Below are 16,802 nucleotides of genomic sequence, written 5' to 3'. Positions count from 1 at the left end.
GACGGGGGTGTGGCCCCGATCACAGTGGGAGGCAGTGGTGAAATCAGCGACCCTGGGACCGGCGCAGCGCGCCGAAGCGCTCGCCCGGATGGCGGAACGGGAGCTCGACATTCTGGTGATCGGCGGCGGCGTCGTCGGCGCCGGCACCGTGCTGGACGCGGCGACCCGTGGGCTGACCACCGGACTCGTCGAGGCGCGCGACTGGGCGGCGGGCACCTCCAGCCGCTCCAGCAAGCTCATCCACGGCGGCCTGCGGTATCTGGAGATGCTGGACTTCGCGCTGGTCCGGGAGGCGCTGAAGGAGCGGGGGCTGCTGCTGGGGCGGCTGGCCCCGCATCTGGTGAAGCCGGTGCCGTTCCTCTACCCGCTCCAGCACCACGTCTGGGAGCGCTTCTACGCCGGCTCCGGTGTGGCGCTCTACGACGCGATGTCCCTCTCGTCCGGCCAGGGCCGCCGGCTCCCCGTCCACCGGCACCTCTCCCACAGGCGGGCGCTGCGGGTCGCGCCCTGTCTGCGCAAGGACGCGCTGGTGGGAGCGTTGCAGTACTACGACGCGCAGATGGACGACGCGCGGTTCACCGAGACGCTGATCCGCACCGCCGCCTCCTACGGCGCGCAGGTCGCCAACGGCGCGCGGGTGGTGGACTTCCTGCGCGAGGGCGAGCGGGTGGTCGGCGCGCGGGTCGAGGACGTCGAGTCGGGCGGTACGTACGAGATCCGGGCCCGGCAGATCGTCAACGCCACCGGGGTGTGGACCGACGACACCCAGGGGCTGATCAACGAGCGCGGGCAGTTCCACGTCCGCGCCTCCAAGGGCATCCATCTCGTCGTCCCCAAGGACCGCATCCACTCCACGACCGGGCTGATCCTGCGCACCGAGAAGAGCGTGCTCTTCGTCATCCCCTGGGGACGGCACTGGATCATCGGGACGACCGACACCGACTGGGACCTCGACAAGGCCCATCCGGCGGCGTCCAGCGCGGACATCGACTATCTGCTGGAGCATGTGAACTCCGTCCTCGCCACGCCGCTGACCAGGGACGACGTCGAGGGCGTCTACGCGGGGCTGCGGCCGCTGCTGGCCGGGGAGTCGGACGCGACGAGCAAGCTCTCGCGCGAGCACACCGTGGCGCACCCGGTGCCGGGCCTCGTCGTGGTGGCCGGCGGCAAGTACACGACGTACCGGGTGATGGCCAAGGACGCGGTGGACGAGGCGGTGCACGGGCTCGACCAGCGGGTCGCGGAGTGCGCCACCGAGGACGTGCCGCTGCTCGGCGCCGAGGGGTACCGGGCGATGTGGAACGCGCGGGCCCGGATCGCGGCCTGCTCCGGGCTGCACGTCGCCCGTGTCGAGCATCTGCTGAACCGTTACGGCTCGCTGATCGAGGAGCTGCTGGAGCTGGTGGTGACCGATCCGACGCTCGGCACACCGCTGACCGGCGCGGAGGACTACCTCCGGGCCGAGGTGGTCTACGCCTGCACCCACGAGGGCGCCCGCCACCTCGACGACGTGCTGACCCGGCGCACCCGCATCTCCATCGAGACCTTCGACCGCGGCACCCGCTGCGCCCGCGAGGCGGCGGAGCTGATGGCCCCGGCGCTCGGCTGGGACGCGGCGCAGGTCGACAAGGAGGTCGCGCACTACGAGAAGCGGGTCGAGGCGGAGCGCGAATCGCAGCGCCAGCCCGACGATCTGACGGCCGATGCGGCCCGGCTGGGCGCCCCGGACATCGTCCCGCTGTAAGGGCGGGACACCGCCCGGGACGTCAGGCGGCGGGGACGGGCGCGGCGGGGGCGGCGGCCCGCGGTGCGCCCGTCGCCGGGGGCGTACCGGGGGCCGCGTCCGGCGACGGCTGCGGTGTCGGCCCCGGGCCCGGCCTCGACGTCGGCCCCGGCTTCGGCTTCGGGCAGAACTCCGCGGTCAGGACCGCGTCGCCGTCCGCCCGGGGGCCGGGGGCGTCGGTGTTGAGGTGGTAGCTGACGAGGTGCCGGCCGTCCACGGAGGCGGCGGTGCGGGCGTACGAGCCGTGGATGTCGCCGGCGTGGCCCCAGACGGTCACCCCGCAGGGCAGCCGGGTGGCGTAGACGCCGAGGCCGTAGGTGCCGTGGGTGGCGCGCTCGTCGCGGAGCGCGGCCAGTTCGCGCGGGGGCAGCAGCCGGCCGCCGAGGAGGGCGGCGAAGAAGCGGTTGAGGTCGTCGAGGGTGGTGACCATCTCCCCGGCGGACCCCGCCCAGCTGGGGTTCAGATCGGTGGCGTCGACCTGCCGGTGACCGGTGCGGAAGTAGGCCCGGCCGTGCGGGCGGGGCAGGGTGGTGCGGGTCCCGGGGAAGCTGGTCCCGGTCAGGCCGACGGGCGTGAGTATCCGGCGGCGGATCTCGTCGGCGTAGCGGCGGCCGGTGACCGCTTCGACGACCAGCCCGAGGACGAGGTAGTTGGTGTTGGAGTAGGCGTAGCGCGCGCCGGGGGCGGCGCCCGGCGGGTGGCGCAGGGCGCGGCGCAGCAGCTCGGCCGGGGTGTGGGTCTCGTAGCGGTGGACGGCGAAGCCCGGGCCGGTCAGGCGGAGGGCCGGGTCGTCGGTGTAGTTGAACAGGCCGCTGGTGTGGTCGAGGAGCTGGCGGACCGTCACCCGGGACAGCGGGGCCAGGGCCGCGCGGGACAGGCCCGGCGGCGTCCGGTGGCCGGACGTCAGGAGCCGGGCGGCGGAGCCGTCCAGGGTCAGCCGCCGCTCCGCGGCGAGCTGGAGGACCACCGTGGCGACCAGTGTCTTGGTGAGGCTGCCCGCCCGGAAGCGGTCCCGGCGCTCCATGGGGCGGCGGGTGCGCAGATCGGCGACCCCGGCGGCGGAGAAGCGGGCGGCGGCGAATTTTCCGCCCCGGGTGACCAGGGAGGCGGCGCCGGGTGCGCCCGCGGCGACCAAGGCGCGCAGCGCCGGTGCCGTGGTGTCGGGCGGGCGGGGGACCGGTATCGGCTCCAGGAGCCGGTGGCGGTGGTGCGTACAGCCGGTGAGCAGCAGGCAGGAGAGGGCGAGGAGTGCCGCCAGCAGGGGGCGCGCGGTGGGCGGGCGGCGGCGCGCGGGAGGCGCGGGAGGGTGCCGGGGCGCGCCCGCGGGAGCGGGGCGCGGCCGTTGCGTCGTCATCGGGGGTCCCGTCCTTCGGGCCGTCACGGCGGGTGCGCGCGGCACTGTACGTCACGGCCCCGGGCCTTCCGCACCCTCGCGGATGAGAGAGAATGAAGGCTCTGCCAGGGTGGGTTGTCCGAGTTGGGTCAGTTTGGCGCCGATGGGAATCGGGGCCGCCAACTCGGCTGGATTGCAGAGGGGATTCAGTGGGCGACGAGGTCGAGATGGACGGCAAGGAGGGCAGGCTGCTCGCCGGCCGGTACCGGCTCGCCGGAGTCCTCGGCCGCGGCGGCATGGGCACCGTCTGGCGGGCGCGCGACGAGGTGCTGGGCCGTACGGTCGCGGTCAAGGAGCTGCGCTTCCCCGGCGGCGTCGAGGAGGACGAGAAGCGGCGCCTGATCACCCGTACGCTGCGGGAGGCCAAGGCGATCGCCCGGATCCGCAACAACGGCGCGGTGACGGTCTACGACGTGGTCGACGAGGACGACCGGCCGTGGATCGTCATGGAGCTGGTCGAGGGCCGTTCCCTCGCCGAACTGGTGCGCGACGACGGTCCGCTCACCCCGCACCGCGCCGCCGAGGTGGGCCTCGCCGTCCTCGACGTGCTGCGCGCCGCGCACCGCGAGGGCATCCTGCACCGCGATGTGAAGCCGTCGAACGTCCTGATGTCGGACGACGGCCGGGTCGTGCTGACCGACTTCGGCATCGCCCAGGTCGAGGGCGACCCCTCGGTGACCTCCACCGGCATGCTCGTCGGCGCCCCCTCGTACATCTCGCCGGAGCGCGCCCGCGGCCACAAGCCGGGCCCGCCCGCCGACCTGTGGTCCCTGGGCGGACTGCTGTACGCCTGCGTCGAGGGCGTGCCGCCGTACGACAAGGGCTCGGCCATCGCGACGCTGACGGCGGTGATGACCGAACCGCTGGAGCCGCCGAAGCACGCCGGGCCGCTGGCGGACGTCATCTTCGGGCTGCTGGTGAAGGACCCGGACGGGCGGCTGGACGACGCCGGGGCGCGGGTGCTGCTGGAGAAGGCCGTCAGCGCGCCGGAGAAGGCCGAGCCGCCGCTGGACGCGACGCGCGCGATGGCGCTGCCGGTGGTGCCCGAGACGGACGCGGCGCCGAAGCCGGCGGCCGGGCCGAAGCCGGCCGCCAAGCCGGCCAGGTCCCGGCAGCGGAAGCCGAAGCAGGCGCCGACGGCGGGCGCCGCCGCACCGCAGGCACCGGCCCCGAAGGTCTCGCCCGCGGCTCCGGCGCCGGAGAAGCCGTCCGCCGCCGCGGGCGGCGGGCCCGCGAAGGCGGCGGGCTCCGCCCGGCCGGGCTTCGACGGCGAGGCGGCCAAGGAGCGGATGCGCGCCGCGCTGAAGACGGTGCGGGCGGCTGCCGCGTCGGCCGCCTCCTCGGCGGCGTCGGCGGCGTCCGCGGCGCGCTCCGGCTCGGGTGCGGGCTCCGGCGCGTCCGGTGCGGGCGGCGGGCGGCCGCCGCGGGCGTCGGTCACCGATGTGGTGCCGCGCCGCACCCTGATCATCATCGCGGTCGTGGTGGCGCTCGCCGTCGTGGCCGCGATCCTCGGGTTCGCGCTCTCCGGCGGCGACTCCGGCAACAGCGCCGACGCGGGCCGGGACATCGAGGCGACGGCGGCGCGGACGCACGCCTCGCACGGCGGCGGGGCGCCCGACGGTCGCTCCACCCCGTCCGACCAGGCCCCCTCGACGTCCGGCGCCGGTGACGGCGGCACGAAGGACGGCGACGACGGCAAGGACGGCAAGAGCAAGGGCGACAAGAAGGACGAACTGCCCGCCGGGTACGCGAACGTCACCAACGGTGATTTCCACTTCCGGGTGGCGATGCCCAAGGGCTGGCACCGTACGGGCACCTCGGGGCAGAACTCCGGCGCGATCTTCAGTGCGGACGACGGCTTCCCGCGCCTCCAGATCGACTTCACCGCCTCGCCCGGCAAGGACGCGGCGGCCTCCTGGCGGCAGCAGGAACCGGCGGTGCGCAGCACGACGCCGGACTACCACCGGATCGCCATCAAGTCCGTGGACTGGCGGGACTACCCGACGGTCGCCGACTGGTCCTTCACCCGCACCTCGCACGGCCAGAAGGTACGGGTGCTCAACCGCGGCTTCCGGGTGGACGGCGGCCACGGCTACGCGATCATGATCACCTGCAAGGCGGACGCCTGGTCGGGCGATGCGTGCAAGAAGCTGCGGGACACGGCGTTCGCGACTTTCGCCGTCAAGGACTGACGGACCGTCGGTCCGGGGACGACGGGCCGGGAGACGTTCGCCCGGAGCGGGCCGCAACCGCCGCTCCGGGCACGTATCGTGAGATTCACAAGGCTGTTCGGGCCCGCGGGGTGCGGGTCCGGTGCGGGCGGCCCGGGCGGGCGCCCGCGGGGGATGCGGCGCCGGTGCGGTGACGGCGCGGCACATACGCACGGGAGGCGTCGTGGAGCGGTACGCGGGGCGGATGCTCGCGGAGCGTTACCGCCTGCCGCTGCGGCCCGGCGGCGCGGACGGCGCCACGGTGCTGCGCGCCCTCGACACCTACAGCGCGCAGGAGGTGCTGCTGCGCCGGCTGCCGCTGCCCGAGGTGGTGGAGGCGGAGTTCGCCGACGCGGCGCCGGGCGGCCGGTCCGGTCCGGGGCGGGCCGGTGCGGGGCAGGAGGCGGCGCGCGATCCGCGGGACCCGGTCGTGCGCCGGGCGTTCCTGGCGGCGACCCGGGCCGCGGAGCTGCCGGACCATCCGCTGCTCGACCAGGTCTTCGACGTCTTCGTGGCGGACGGCGCGCTGTGGATCGCCGGTGAGCTGATCGCCGCCCGTCCGCTCGCCGCGCTGCTCGCCGAGGGACCGCTGGCGCCGCAGCGGGCCGCCGAGATCGGCGCGGATGTCCTCACCGCGCTGCGCGCCCTGCACGCCCGGGGCTGGGTGCACCGCAACATCACCGACCGTACGGTCCTGATCTGCGACGACGGCCGTGCGGTGCTGAGCGGTCTGGCGGCGGGCGCGGCCCAGGAGGCGCTGTGCGGGACGGAGGCGATGCCGCTGGCGGCCCCGGTGCCGGCTCCGGCGCGCGGGCCGGAGGTGGCGGAGGCCGCGGGGGAGCCGGACGGCGCGGTGCCGGAGCCGGCCGCCGGGGCCGCCGCGGAGCCCGGCGGCCCGGCCCGCACGGACCCCTTGCTCAAGGTCCCTGCCCCGGCGGGCACCACCCCGGCGATCCCGGCCCCCGCCGACCCTGCCCGTACGGGTTCCGCCCCCGCGGGGGCCGTGCCCGCCGGTGCCGGGCTCGTCGCCGGGCGGGTGCGGGAGATGCGGCTGGCGCTCGTCGGGCCGGTCGTCGAGCGGTGGGCGCCGGAGCAGGCGGCGCCGGCCGGCGCCGGTAGCCGGGGTGCGGTGGGGCCGGGCACGGACCTGTGGGCGCTCGGCGCGCTGCTCTTCCGCTGTGTGCAGGGCCATCCGCCGTACCCGGAGGAGGACGCGGCGGAGCTGGCCCGGATGGTGTGCGCGTACCGTCCGGCGCCGGCCGGGGCCTGCGGCCCGCTGCGGCCCGCCGTCGAGGCGCTGCTCGGCCCGGACCCGGCGGCCCGGCCCGCGGTGGGCCCGCTCCTCGCGGTGCTGCGCGGGGTGACCCGCGGCGCGACCGAGCCGGAGCGGGACAGCGGGCTCGTCACCCTCCCGGCCCGCGGCGCGGCCGACCCGCGGCGGCTGCCGGAGGTCCGGCGCCGCGGCGAACTGGTCCGCAAGGGACGGCAGGGCCGCGGTGGCGCGGCGCGGCCCGCCCCGGAGCCGAAGCCGTCCGGCCGGAAGGCCCGCGCGGCGCTCGGCGGCCACGAGCCGCCCGGCCTCGCCGCGCCCGCCCCGCGCCGGGCGCCGAAGCCGCCGCGCGCCCGCGGGCCGCGCCATCTGGGCCGGTTGCTGCTGGCGCTGATCCTGCTGCTGATGGTGGGCGCCGTGGCGTGCGCCGTGCTGTTCCTGCCGAAGGCCGACGAGGAGGCCCGCGGCCGTACGGGCACCGGGTCCTCGGGCGCGCCGTCCCCCGCGGCCACCGTCCCGGACGACGACCGCGGCGCACCGCCCGCGGGCAGCCCGCAGACCACCACCCCGGCCGGTCTCGCCACCGGCTTCGCGGTCCGCAAGGACCCCGCAGGTTTCCAGGTCGCGGTCCGCGAGGACTGGCGGCGCCGGGGCCGGGACGGGCACGACCGGATCCGCTACACCGGCGGTGACTACGAACTGGTCGTGGTGCCGGGCCGGGACACCGTCGCCGCGTTCGGCGCCGATCCGATGGCCTACCAGCAGGACAAGGAGCCGGAGCTGGCGGCGTACCGCGCCGCCTCCTGGGCGTCCGCGTCCGGGCTGCGGCGGATGGACGTCGGGCGGACGGCGATGGCCGAGGGCGGCTTCAGCTGGAAGGACGGCAGCGGCCGCGAGGTCTACGTCCGCAACCTCGCCATGATCCACCAGGGCCGCTACCACCTCGTCCAGGTCATCGGCCCCCGGTCCGGCAGCCGCACCGTCGACCGCCTCTACGACCAGGCCACGGGCTCGTACCGCCCCAACTGACCTGCCGCGTAGCCCTCCTGCGGACCGGACCCCGCCGCCGGGGCCCGGTCCGCCGTGCGTCCGCGCGCCCGCCCCCGGAGCCTTGTCGCCCTCGTGCGCCCGGGGCTAACGTCATATCTGACGGAGCATCAGATCGGCGATCGGGCAGGGGATCCGGCCGGCCCGGGTGAGGGGATTCCGGTGGAACTACCGCGCATCATCAGCGTCGACGACCATGTGATCGAGCCCGCGCACCTCTTCGAGACCTGGCTGCCGCGCCGCTACCGCGAGCGTGGCCCCCGGCCGCACACCGCCGGCATCGGCGAGCTGGCGTACGTCGGCGGCAAGTACGTCATCACCATGGACCCCGACGGGCCGCCGACCGACTGGTGGCTCTACGAGGACCTGAAGTTCCCGTACAAGCGGAACATCGCCGCCGTCGGCTTCGACCGCGACGAGATGACGCTGGAGGGCATCACCCGCGAGGAGATGCGGCGCGGCTGCTGGGACCCGAAGGCGCGGCTGGCGGACATGGACCTCAACCACGTCGAGGCGTCGCTCTGCTTCCCGACCTTCCCGCGCTTCTGCGGCCAGACCTTCGCCGAGGCGCACGACAAGGAGGTCGCCCTCGCCTGTGTGCGCGCGTACAACGACTGGATGGTCGAGGAGTGGTGCGGGGACAGTGGCGGGCGGCTGATCCCGCTCTGTCTGATCCCGCTGTGGGACGTCGGCCTCGCCGTCGCCGAGATCCGCCGGAACGCGGCGCGCGGGGTGCGCGCGGTGACGTTCTCCGAGATCCCCACCCACCTGGGGCTGCCGTCGATCCACTCCGGCTACTGGGACCCGTTCTTCGCGGTGTGCGAGGAGACCGGGACGGTCGTCAACATGCACATCGGGTCCAGCTCGCAGATGCCTGCCGCCTCCCCGGACGCGCCGCCCGCGGTCCAGGCGTCCCTCTCCTTCAACAACGCCATGGCGTCGATGACGGACTTCCTCTTCTCCGGCGTCCTGGTCCGCTTCCCGCAGCTCAAACTGGCCTACAGCGAGGGCCAGATGGGGTGGATCCCGTACGCCCTGGAGCGCGCCGACGACGTCTGGGAGGAGCACCGCGCCTGGGGCGGGGTGCGCGATCTGATCCCCGAGCCGCCGTCCACGTACTACTACCGGCAGATCTTCTGCTGCTTCTTCCGCGACCGGCACGGCGTCGCCTCGCTGGACACCGTCGGCGTCGACAACGCGACGTTCGAGACCGACTACCCGCACGTCGACTCGACCTTCCCGCACACCGAGGAGGTCGCCCTCGACCATGTGAAGGGGCTCGACGACGCGACGGTGTACAAGCTGATGCGCGGCAACGCCATCCGCATGCTCGGCCTGGACCTGGACAGGTAGGCCCGCCCGTGGACCTCACGTACACGGACGAGGAGGAGGAGTTCCGCGCCGGACTGCGCCGCTGGCTCGCCACGGCGCTGCCGGCGCTCCCGCCGCCACCCGACCCGCACGACTGGCCGGGCCGCCGCGCCTACGACACCGCCTGGCAGCGGATGCTGTACGACGCCGGGTACGCGGGGCTGCACTGGCCGGCCGACGCGGGCGGGCGGGGCGCCACCCCGACCCAGCATCTGATCTTCCTGGAGGAGACCGAGCTGGCCGGGGCGCCGTACGTCGGGGCGAACTTCGTCGGGCTGCTGCACGCCGGGCCGACGCTCGCCGCCGAGGGGAGCGCGGCGCAGCGCGCCCGCTGGCTGCCGCCGATCCTGCGCGGCGAGGAGATCTGGTGCCAGGGCTTCAGCGAACCGGACGCCGGATCGGACCTGGCGGCGCTGCGCACCCGGGCGGTCCGCGACGGCGACGACTACGTGGTGACCGGCAGCAAGATCTGGACCTCGCACGCCGAGGTCGCCGACTGGTGCGAACTCCTGGTCCGCACCGACCCGGACGCTCCCCGCCACCGCGGCATCACCTGGCTCGCCATGCCGATGGACGCGCCCGGCGTGACCGTACGGCCGCTGCGCACCCTCGCCGGGTCCACCGAGTTCGCCGAGGTGTTCCTGGACGGCGTCCGCATCCCGGCGGCGCACCGGGTCGGGGCGGAGAACGACGGCTGGCGGGTCACGATGGTGACGCTCTCCTTCGAGCGGGGCACCGCCTTCGTCGGTGAGGTCGTCGCCTGCCGCCGGGTGCTGGGCGCGGTGGCCCGCACCGCACGGGAGAACGGCCGCTGGGACGACGCGGTGCTGCGGCGCCGGCTGGGGCGGCTCGCCGCCGAGTTCACCGCGCTGTGGCGGCTCACCCAGTGGAACGTCAGCGCGGCCGGGCGCGGCGGCGGGGTGCCGGGCGCCGGCGCCTCCGTCTTCAAGCTCCGCTACTCCCACGCCCGCCAGGAGCTGTACGACGCGGCGGCCGAGGTGCTGGGCGCCGGGGCGCTCGACGCGGACCACCCATGGGTCGCCGGCCGCCTCTCCTCCCTCTCGTACACCATCGCGGCCGGGACCTCGCAGATTCAGCGGAACATCGTCGCCGAGCGGATCCTCGGCCTGCCGAAAGGGCGGTGAGCGCGGCCGTGGACTTCCAACTGACCCAGGAACAGGGGGAGTTGCAGGCCGGGATGCGGGCGTTGCTGGCCGGGCGGTTCGGCCCGGAGCGGTTGCGTGCGGCCGTCGCGGAACCGGCCCCGGACCGTGCGCTGTGGCGGGAGCTGGGCGCCGCCGGACTCTTCGCGCTGCGGCTGCCGGAGGCGGACGGCGGCGTCGGACTCGGGCTGCCCGAAGCGGTGCTGCTCTTCGAGGAGACCGGCCGGGCGCTGCTCCCCGGCCCGCTGATCGCCTGCCATCTGCTGGCCGGACGGTTCGACGGCGTCGCCACCGGGGAACGCCTCGTGGGCCTCACCCAGGCACCGGGCGGGCCGGGCCTGTGGGAACACCCGGACGGCTGCGCGGAGTTGGTGGTGCTGCCGGGCGGCGAGGACGGGCCCGTACGGGTGTTCCGCCCGGAGGCCGCGGACCGCGCCCCGCGTACCTCCTCCGTCGATCCGCTGACGCCGCTGGCCCGGGTGCCCGCGGGCGCCGGCCGGGCGCTGCCGGGGCCCGCGGTGGACGTGCGCCGGATGCGCCGGGAGGCGGCGCTGCTCACCGCCGCGCAGCAGCTCGGCAGCGCGGCGCGCACGGTCGAGAAGGCCGTGGCGTACGCCCGCGTCCGCGAGCAGTTCGGGGCACCGATCGGCGCGTTCCAGGCGGTGAAGCACCTGTGCGCCGGAATGCTGGTACGGGCCGAGACGGCGCGCGCCGCGGTGTACGCGGCGGCGGTCACCGAGAGCGAGGACGAGATCGGCGCGGCGAAGCTGCTCGCCGACGACGCGGCGGTGCGTAACGCCCGCGACTGTCTGCAAGTGCACGGGGGCATGGGTTTCACCTGGGAGGCGGAGATCCATCTCCATCTCAAACGCGCATGGTGGCGCGCGGAGTGCTGGGGTGACGCGCGGGAGACGGAGGAACGCCTGGCAGCCGCCCTGCTGGCCGGATGATGTCCGGAGCAGGTGCAAGGCATGTCAGCTTCTTGCAGCCGATGCGCGAAATGTCGGTTCCGGTACGCAGATTCGGTCACGGAGCGTCGATATCGGGTGGTGTCCTGAGCGTGACTCGTCACACGGGGGAGTCGGCGGTCCGCTCGGGTACGCTCGCTCGGGTGCGAGTGGTTCTGTGGCGCAATGATCACGGTGCCGTCGGTGAGACGGCTCCGGGATACGGAGTGCGCCGCCCTCGCACTGGGCGCGGAGGTCGGTTTCCGCGTGTTCGACTCCCCGAAAAAGTGCGTCGCACAGTATGCAACACGCATACTCCCTTGCGCTGGAATATGCCCGAAGCGCTTGTTGCCGTGACAGAACGTCAACCATGCTGGGAGTCGATGAGGTCACGCACCGTGACCTCGTGGAGGCGCAAGGCGAAGTTTCCGCCGGTTCGGATGGTGTGAGCGGTGCAGGTGCTTCAGGTGCAGTTGGAGGTACGCCCCGACCCCGCTGAGGTGGGGCGGGCCCGGCGGTGGGCCAGGTCGCGGCTGGCCGGGTCGGGGATAGGCGTCGACGAACCGCTGTCCGAGACGCTGATCCTGCTGATCTCGGAGCTGGTCACCAACGCCGTGGTCCACACGGGCACCGGCGCCGTGCTGCGCATGTGCTTCTCCGGTTCCGGCGCCGTGGTGGGGACGGTGCGGGTGGAGGTCGCCGATTCCAGCGCCCGCCCGCCGCGCCCCCGGCACGCCGACGGCGACGACACCCACGGCCGGGGCCTGGAGCTGGTCGACGGGCTCGCCGACCGCTGGGGCTGGCAGCCGGAGGGCGCCGGCAAGCGCATCTGGTGCGAGGTGGACCGCGCCCGGCCGCTGCCGTTCGCCCCGGAGGGCCGGGACGCCTCGTACGCGCCCGGCTCCGCCTACCGCGTCACGCACCACGCCGTCTGACGCCGGGCCGCCCGCGGGCCGTGGCCCGGGTGGGCGGCGGTCCGTCGTTCCGGCGTGCGCCGGGCCGGTCAGAGCAGGGCGACGGGGGCCACGGGGGCGCCCGCGCCGCCGGTGAAGGGTTCGGCGACGGCGGAGAGCAGGAAGGCGTGGCGCCCCAGCTCCGCGCAGGTCGCCGACAGCTCCTCCAGATTCCAGTTCTGGCCCTGGAGCATGCCCATCTCCACGAGGTGCAGCGCATGCACCGGCATCCACAGCCCCTCGATCTCCGGCGGGAAGATCTCGAACGTCAGGGTGTCGTTGGCGACCGCCGCCACGTCCCGCGCGTGGAACCACCGCGGGGTACGCACCGACAGCCCCGGCGACGGGAACGCGTACGCCGCCCGCTCGCCCGCCAGGAAGCGCCGGATCTGCCCGGTGCGGACCAGCACCACGTCGCCCGCCCGGACCCGGACGCCCGCCAACTCCTCGGCGGCGTCCAGGTCTTCGGGGGTGACGGCGTGGCCGTCGGGCAGCCGGTCGGTGCCGTGGGCGCGGGCCACGTCCAGCAGGACGCCGCGGGAGACGACGGGCGGCAGCTTCTCGACGCCGAGGACGGTGGCCCCGGCGTGGGCGGTGACGGCGCCGGCGGGGCGCCCGTTGTAGAGCCGCCCGGAGTGCGAGACGTGCGTCAGCCCGTCCCAGTGGGTGCCGGCCTGGAGCCCCATGGTGACCACGTCGTCCGAGGTGGCGACGGTGTCCGGGCCGAACAGCTCCTGGTTGACGGCGGTCATGGTGTGCAGCGGGTTGATCCGGCCGGGGATCGCGCCGGTCTGGACGCCGTCGTGGTGCAGCGGCAGCGCGAGCGGGATGCGGTGGCCGTCGCGGACCTCCGCGGCGGCGCCCCGGACGGTCTCCTCGGTGATCAGGTTGAGGGTGCCGATCTCGTCGTCCGGCCCCCAGCGGCCCCAGTTGTTCACCTGGCGGGCGAGGTCGTGGAATTCCTGCGGCAGCGGCACGGGCCCTCCCGGTCGGGTTCGGCCCGGGGTCTTGTGTTCGTCCCGGGACTGCTCAAAAATCTAACGATCCGTCAGAAACTTTGGGAGGGGCGCGGCATGGGCAACTTCTTGGCCGGCAAGGTGATCGCCGTCACGGGGGCGGGGCGCGGCATCGGCCGGGCGGTCGCCCTCGCCTGCGCCGCCCACGGCGCCCGGGTCGTCGTCAACGACTACGGCGTCTCCGTCGAGGGCGGCGAGCCGAGCAGCGAGGTCGCGGCGGCGGTCGTGAAGGAGATCGCCGCGGCGGGCGGCGAGGCGGTCGCGGTCGCCGACGACGTCGCCACGATGGCCGGCGGACAGCGGATCGTGGACACCGCGCTGGAGCGCTACGGGCGGATCGACGGCGTGGTCTGTGTCGCCGGGATCCTGCGGGAGCGGATGCTCTTCAACATGGCCGAGGAGGAGTGGGACCCGGTGGTCGCCACCCACCTCAAGGGCACCTTCACCCTCTTCCGTGCCGCCTCCGCCGTCATGCGCAAGCAGCGCTCCGGCACCCTCATCGGCTTCACCAGCGGCAACCACCAGGGCAGCGTGGCGCAGGCCAACTACGCCTCGGCGAAGGGCGGCATCATCTCGCTGGTGCGCAGCGCCGCGCTGGGGCTGCACAAGTACGGCGTGACCGCCAACGCGGTGGCGCCCGTCGCACGCACCCGGATGTCGGCGAACGTGCCCATGGAGCTGACCGAGATCGGCGAGCCCGAGGACGTCGCCGCGTTCGTCGTCTACCTGCTCAGCGACCGGGCCCGGGAGCAGCGGATCACCGGGCAGGTCTACACCGTCGCCGGTCCCAAGATCGCCCTCTGGGCGCAGCCCCGCGAGGTGCGCGCCGCCTACAGCGCTGACGGCTGGACCCCGGAGAAACTGGCCGAGTCCCTGCCGGGGACGGTCGGCACGGACCCGATGCCGATGCTGGCGCAACTGGAGGCGATGGCGGCCGCGGCGGCCAAGGGGGAGCGGCCCAACAGCTGAGGCCGGTACGTGTGCGGGGCGGCACGCGCGGGGCGGCGGGCGGCGCGCCCGCCGCCCCGCGGCCGTGCGTCCGCCGCCGCCCGCCCTGTCCGTACCGCCCCGTCCCCGCCCCGGTCCGGGCGGCCGATCCACGGAGGTTGTGATGAGAGGCGTCATCTTCGACGGTGAGAAGCCCCGGGTCGTCGACGACCTGGAGGTGCGCGACCCCGGGCCCGGTGAGGTGCTGGTGGCCGTCCGGGCGGCCGGGCTGTGCCACAGCGACCTCTCGGTCATCGACGGCACGATCCCCTACCCGGCGCCGCTGGTCCTCGGGCACGAGGGCGCCGGGGTCGTCGAGGCGGTCGGTCCGGGCGTCGGCCATGTCGAGCCGGGGGACCAGGTGGCGCTGTCCACGCTGGCCAACTGCGGCGCCTGCGCGGAGTGTGACCGGGGGCGGCCGACGATGTGCCGCAAGGCGATCGGGATGCCGGGCACGCCGTTCCGGTGGCGGGGCGCGCCGCTGTACCAGTTCGCGTCGAACTCGGCGTTCGCGGAGCGCACCGTCGTCAAGGCGGTCCAGGCGGTGAAGATCTCCCCGAACGTTCCGGCGGCGTCCGCGGCGCTCATCGGCTGCTCGGTGCTGACCGGCGTCGGCGCGGTGCTCAACCGCGCCAAGGTGGACCGCGGCGACTCGGTGGTGGTCATCGGCGCGGGCGGCATCGGCCTCAACGTCCTCCAGGGCGCCCGGCTCGCCGGCGCCTCGGTGATCGTCGCGGTGGACGCCAACCCGGCGAAGGAGGCGATGGCCCGGCAGTTCGGCGCCACGCACTTCATCGACGCCTCCGCGGTGCCCGACAGCGTCAAGGCGGTGAAGGCGGTGCTGCCGACCGGCGCCGACCACGCCTTCGAGTGCGTGGGCTCCACCCGCCTCATCCGGCAGGCGGTGGACCTGCTCGACCGGCACGGCCAGGCGGTGCTGCTGGGTGTCCCGCCCGCCACCGCCGAGGCGTCGTTCCTGGTGTCGTCGATGTATCTCGACAAGGCGATCCTGGGCTGCCGCTACGGCTCCGCCCGTCCGCAGCGGGACATCGCCCTCTACGCCCGCCTCTACCGCGAGGGTCGGCTCCTCCTCGACGAGCTGGTCAGCGCGGTCTACCCGGTGGAGGAGTTCGCCCGGGCGGCGGACGACGCCCACCACGGGCGGGTGGCGCGCGGGGTGCTGGTCTTCCCGGAGTGACGCGCGCGGCGGGGGCGCGGGCCGGCCGGCTCCGCGCCCCCGCGCTCACGCCTCCCGGAAGGTCCCGAAGGCCCCGCGGTGGAAGAGGAGCGGTCCCTCGGCCGCCGCTGCCGGCTCCGTCCCCAGGGCCTCGACCCGGCCGACGACGATGAGATGGTCGCCGCCGGTGTGCACCGCGTGGACGGTGCAGTCGATCCAGGCCGGTACGGCGTCGAGACGGGGCGCGCCGGTCACCGGCGCGGGCGTGTGCCGTACTCCGGCGAACTTGTCGGCCCCGCTGACCGCGAACGCCCGGCACAGCGCGCCCTGCCCGGCGCCCAGCACGTTGACGCAGAAGACCCCGGCGCGCGCGATCCGCGGCCAGGTCGTCGACGTACGGGCGACCATGAACGTCACCAGCGGCGGGTCCAGGGAGAGCGAGGCGAAGGACTGGCAGGCGAAACCGGCCGGCCCGGCGCCGCCCTCCGCCGGGGCGGGCGCGGTGATCACGGTGACGCCGCTGGCGAAGTGCCCGAGGGCGGCGCGGAAGGCGGCCGGATCGCACGGTGCGCGCTCACCGTCGCGGACCGCCCGCAGCGGTCGCCGGGGCGCGGTGGCCGGCGCGTGTGCCGCGGTCGTGACGCCGGTCGAACGCAGATAGCGGACGGCCGCGGCCGCCATTCCCGCATGTCCCATCATGGCTTCATTGAAGCTGACGCTTCGTCAGATGTGAAGCGTTCCGGGGCGCCATGAGGTGCTGCGGAAAAGGGAGTTGACCCTCACGGGTGGTTTGGCGGACCCGGGGTGCCGAACGCCGGGCATTTTCGGACGACGGCCCACGACGGCCTGATTTGCTGCCCACCGTGCGGGTAGCGTCCACCCCGGCCGCGACCGTGACCGAGTAACGGGGGAGGGTTCCGGTACATGGCCGATGTGATGCCGTCATCTGCCGCGTCCGCCGCATCACCGACCTTCGACGACGTCTTCTGCGGGCTGCTGCCGCGCCTCTACCGGCGCGCCGTGATGCTGGCGGGCTCGCGCCACTCCGCGGAGGACGTGGTGCACGAGACCTACCTCAAGCTCGCGCAGCGCCCCCAGCGCTTCCTCGCCCATCCGGAGCCGTACGCCTATGCGTTCACCACCGCGCTCAACATCGCCCGCGACGCGTACCGCAGGAACGGCCGGCAGGTGCTGGTCGACGCCGTCGAAGGCTTCGGGGAGGAGGCCGCCCCGGCGGACTCCGCGGGGTGGGACGGCGGGCTGGAGCGCCGCCACGCCGAGCTGGAGGCGGTGCGCATGCTGGGCCTGCTCACCCACCGGCAGGCGGGCATCGTCATCCTCGTCGACCTCGACGGCTACACCCTCGACCAGGCCGCCAAGATCTTGAAGGTGCACCGCGGAACGGCCGCCCGGCACCGGGCCCGCGCCCTGGACAGGCTCCGCGCCCACCTCGTTGAATCGGCCCGGGGACGGGCGGGGAGGTGA

13 protein-coding genes are annotated in these 16,802 nt (G+C 74.8%); 10 read left to right on the top strand and 3 right to left on the bottom strand.

Features of this window, described 5'->3' with window-relative positions:
* Positions 1-37: 37 nt before the first annotated feature.
* The gene (locus ACF1BH_RS18190; RefSeq protein WP_391643482.1) at positions 38-1,744 is read left to right on the top strand and encodes a glycerol-3-phosphate dehydrogenase/oxidase; all 1,707 of its coding nucleotides are present in this window, start codon (positions 38-40) and stop codon (positions 1,742-1,744) included.
* Positions 1,745-1,766: 22 nt separating this feature from the next.
* On the opposite strand, the gene ACF1BH_RS18185 is transcribed toward ACF1BH_RS18190, so the two are convergent.
* Positions 1,767-3,137 carry a serine hydrolase domain-containing protein gene (locus ACF1BH_RS18185; RefSeq protein WP_391643481.1) on the bottom strand — a complete coding sequence of 457 codons (1,371 nt, stop codon included), beginning with the start codon at positions 3,135-3,137 and terminating at the stop codon, positions 1,767-1,769.
* A gap of 188 nt (positions 3,138-3,325) precedes the next feature.
* Here ACF1BH_RS18185 and ACF1BH_RS18180 point away from each other — a divergent pair, with 188 nt between their 5' ends.
* The 6 genes from ACF1BH_RS18180 to ACF1BH_RS18155 all read left to right on the top strand — a co-directional run bounded on the left by ACF1BH_RS18180 (position 3,326) and on the right by ACF1BH_RS18155 (position 12,119).
* A complete protein-coding gene (locus ACF1BH_RS18180) occupies positions 3,326-5,368 on the top strand; it encodes a protein kinase (RefSeq protein ID WP_391643480.1) in 2,043 nt (680 codons plus the stop codon).
* 202 nt (positions 5,369-5,570) lie between these two features.
* Complete coding sequence (locus ACF1BH_RS18175; protein ID WP_391643479.1) at positions 5,571-7,685, top strand: hypothetical protein; 2,115 nt, start codon at positions 5,571-5,573, stop codon at positions 7,683-7,685.
* A 174-nt stretch (positions 7,686-7,859) separates the two neighbouring features.
* Entirely contained in the window at positions 7,860-9,056 is a 1,197-nt protein-coding gene (locus ACF1BH_RS18170) for an amidohydrolase family protein (RefSeq protein ID WP_391643656.1), read from the top strand.
* A gap of 8 nt (positions 9,057-9,064) precedes the next feature.
* Positions 9,065-10,219 (top strand): acyl-CoA dehydrogenase family protein, encoded by a 1,155-nt coding sequence (locus tag ACF1BH_RS18165; RefSeq protein ID WP_391643478.1) that lies wholly within the window; start codon positions 9,065-9,067, stop codon positions 10,217-10,219.
* An 8-nt stretch (positions 10,220-10,227) separates the two neighbouring features.
* The gene (locus ACF1BH_RS18160) at positions 10,228-11,187 is read left to right on the top strand and encodes an acyl-CoA dehydrogenase family protein (protein ID WP_391643477.1); all 960 of its coding nucleotides are present in this window, start codon (positions 10,228-10,230) and stop codon (positions 11,185-11,187) included.
* Positions 11,188-11,636: 449 nt separating this feature from the next.
* Positions 11,637-12,119, top strand: a complete 483-nt coding sequence (locus tag ACF1BH_RS18155; RefSeq protein WP_391643476.1) for an ATP-binding protein — start codon at positions 11,637-11,639, stop codon at positions 12,117-12,119.
* A 68-nt stretch (positions 12,120-12,187) separates the two neighbouring features.
* Here ACF1BH_RS18155 and ACF1BH_RS18150 read toward each other — a convergent pair whose 3' ends face one another.
* Positions 12,188-13,114, bottom strand: coding sequence for a cyclase family protein (locus ACF1BH_RS18150; RefSeq protein ID WP_391643475.1), 927 nt, complete (start codon positions 13,112-13,114; stop codon positions 12,188-12,190).
* Positions 13,115-13,210: 96 nt separating this feature from the next.
* Here ACF1BH_RS18150 and ACF1BH_RS18145 point away from each other — a divergent pair, with 96 nt between their 5' ends.
* A complete protein-coding gene (locus tag ACF1BH_RS18145; RefSeq protein ID WP_391643474.1) occupies positions 13,211-14,122 on the top strand; it encodes an SDR family oxidoreductase in 912 nt (303 codons plus the stop codon).
* A gap of 142 nt (positions 14,123-14,264) precedes the next feature.
* The gene (locus ACF1BH_RS18140; RefSeq protein ID WP_391643473.1) at positions 14,265-15,338 is read left to right on the top strand and encodes a Zn-dependent alcohol dehydrogenase; all 1,074 of its coding nucleotides are present in this window, start codon (positions 14,265-14,267) and stop codon (positions 15,336-15,338) included.
* 45 nt (positions 15,339-15,383) lie between these two features.
* Here ACF1BH_RS18140 and ACF1BH_RS18135 read toward each other — a convergent pair whose 3' ends face one another.
* Positions 15,384-16,016, bottom strand: a complete 633-nt coding sequence (locus tag ACF1BH_RS18135; protein WP_391643472.1) for a flavin reductase family protein — start codon at positions 16,014-16,016, stop codon at positions 15,384-15,386.
* Positions 16,017-16,241: 225 nt separating this feature from the next.
* On the opposite strand from ACF1BH_RS18135, the gene ACF1BH_RS18130 reads away from it, so the two are divergent.
* Positions 16,242-16,802 (top strand): RNA polymerase sigma factor, encoded by a 561-nt coding sequence (locus ACF1BH_RS18130; protein WP_391643471.1) that lies wholly within the window; start codon positions 16,242-16,244, stop codon positions 16,800-16,802.

The sequence above is a fragment of the Streptomyces sp. NPDC014733 genome (assembly GCF_043083385.1).
In the GTDB taxonomy this organism is placed as follows: Bacteria; Actinomycetota; Actinomycetes; order Streptomycetales; family Streptomycetaceae; genus Streptomyces.
The sequence above is the reverse complement of the archived record's forward strand: the minus strand, read 5'-3'. Positions and strand labels throughout refer to the sequence as shown.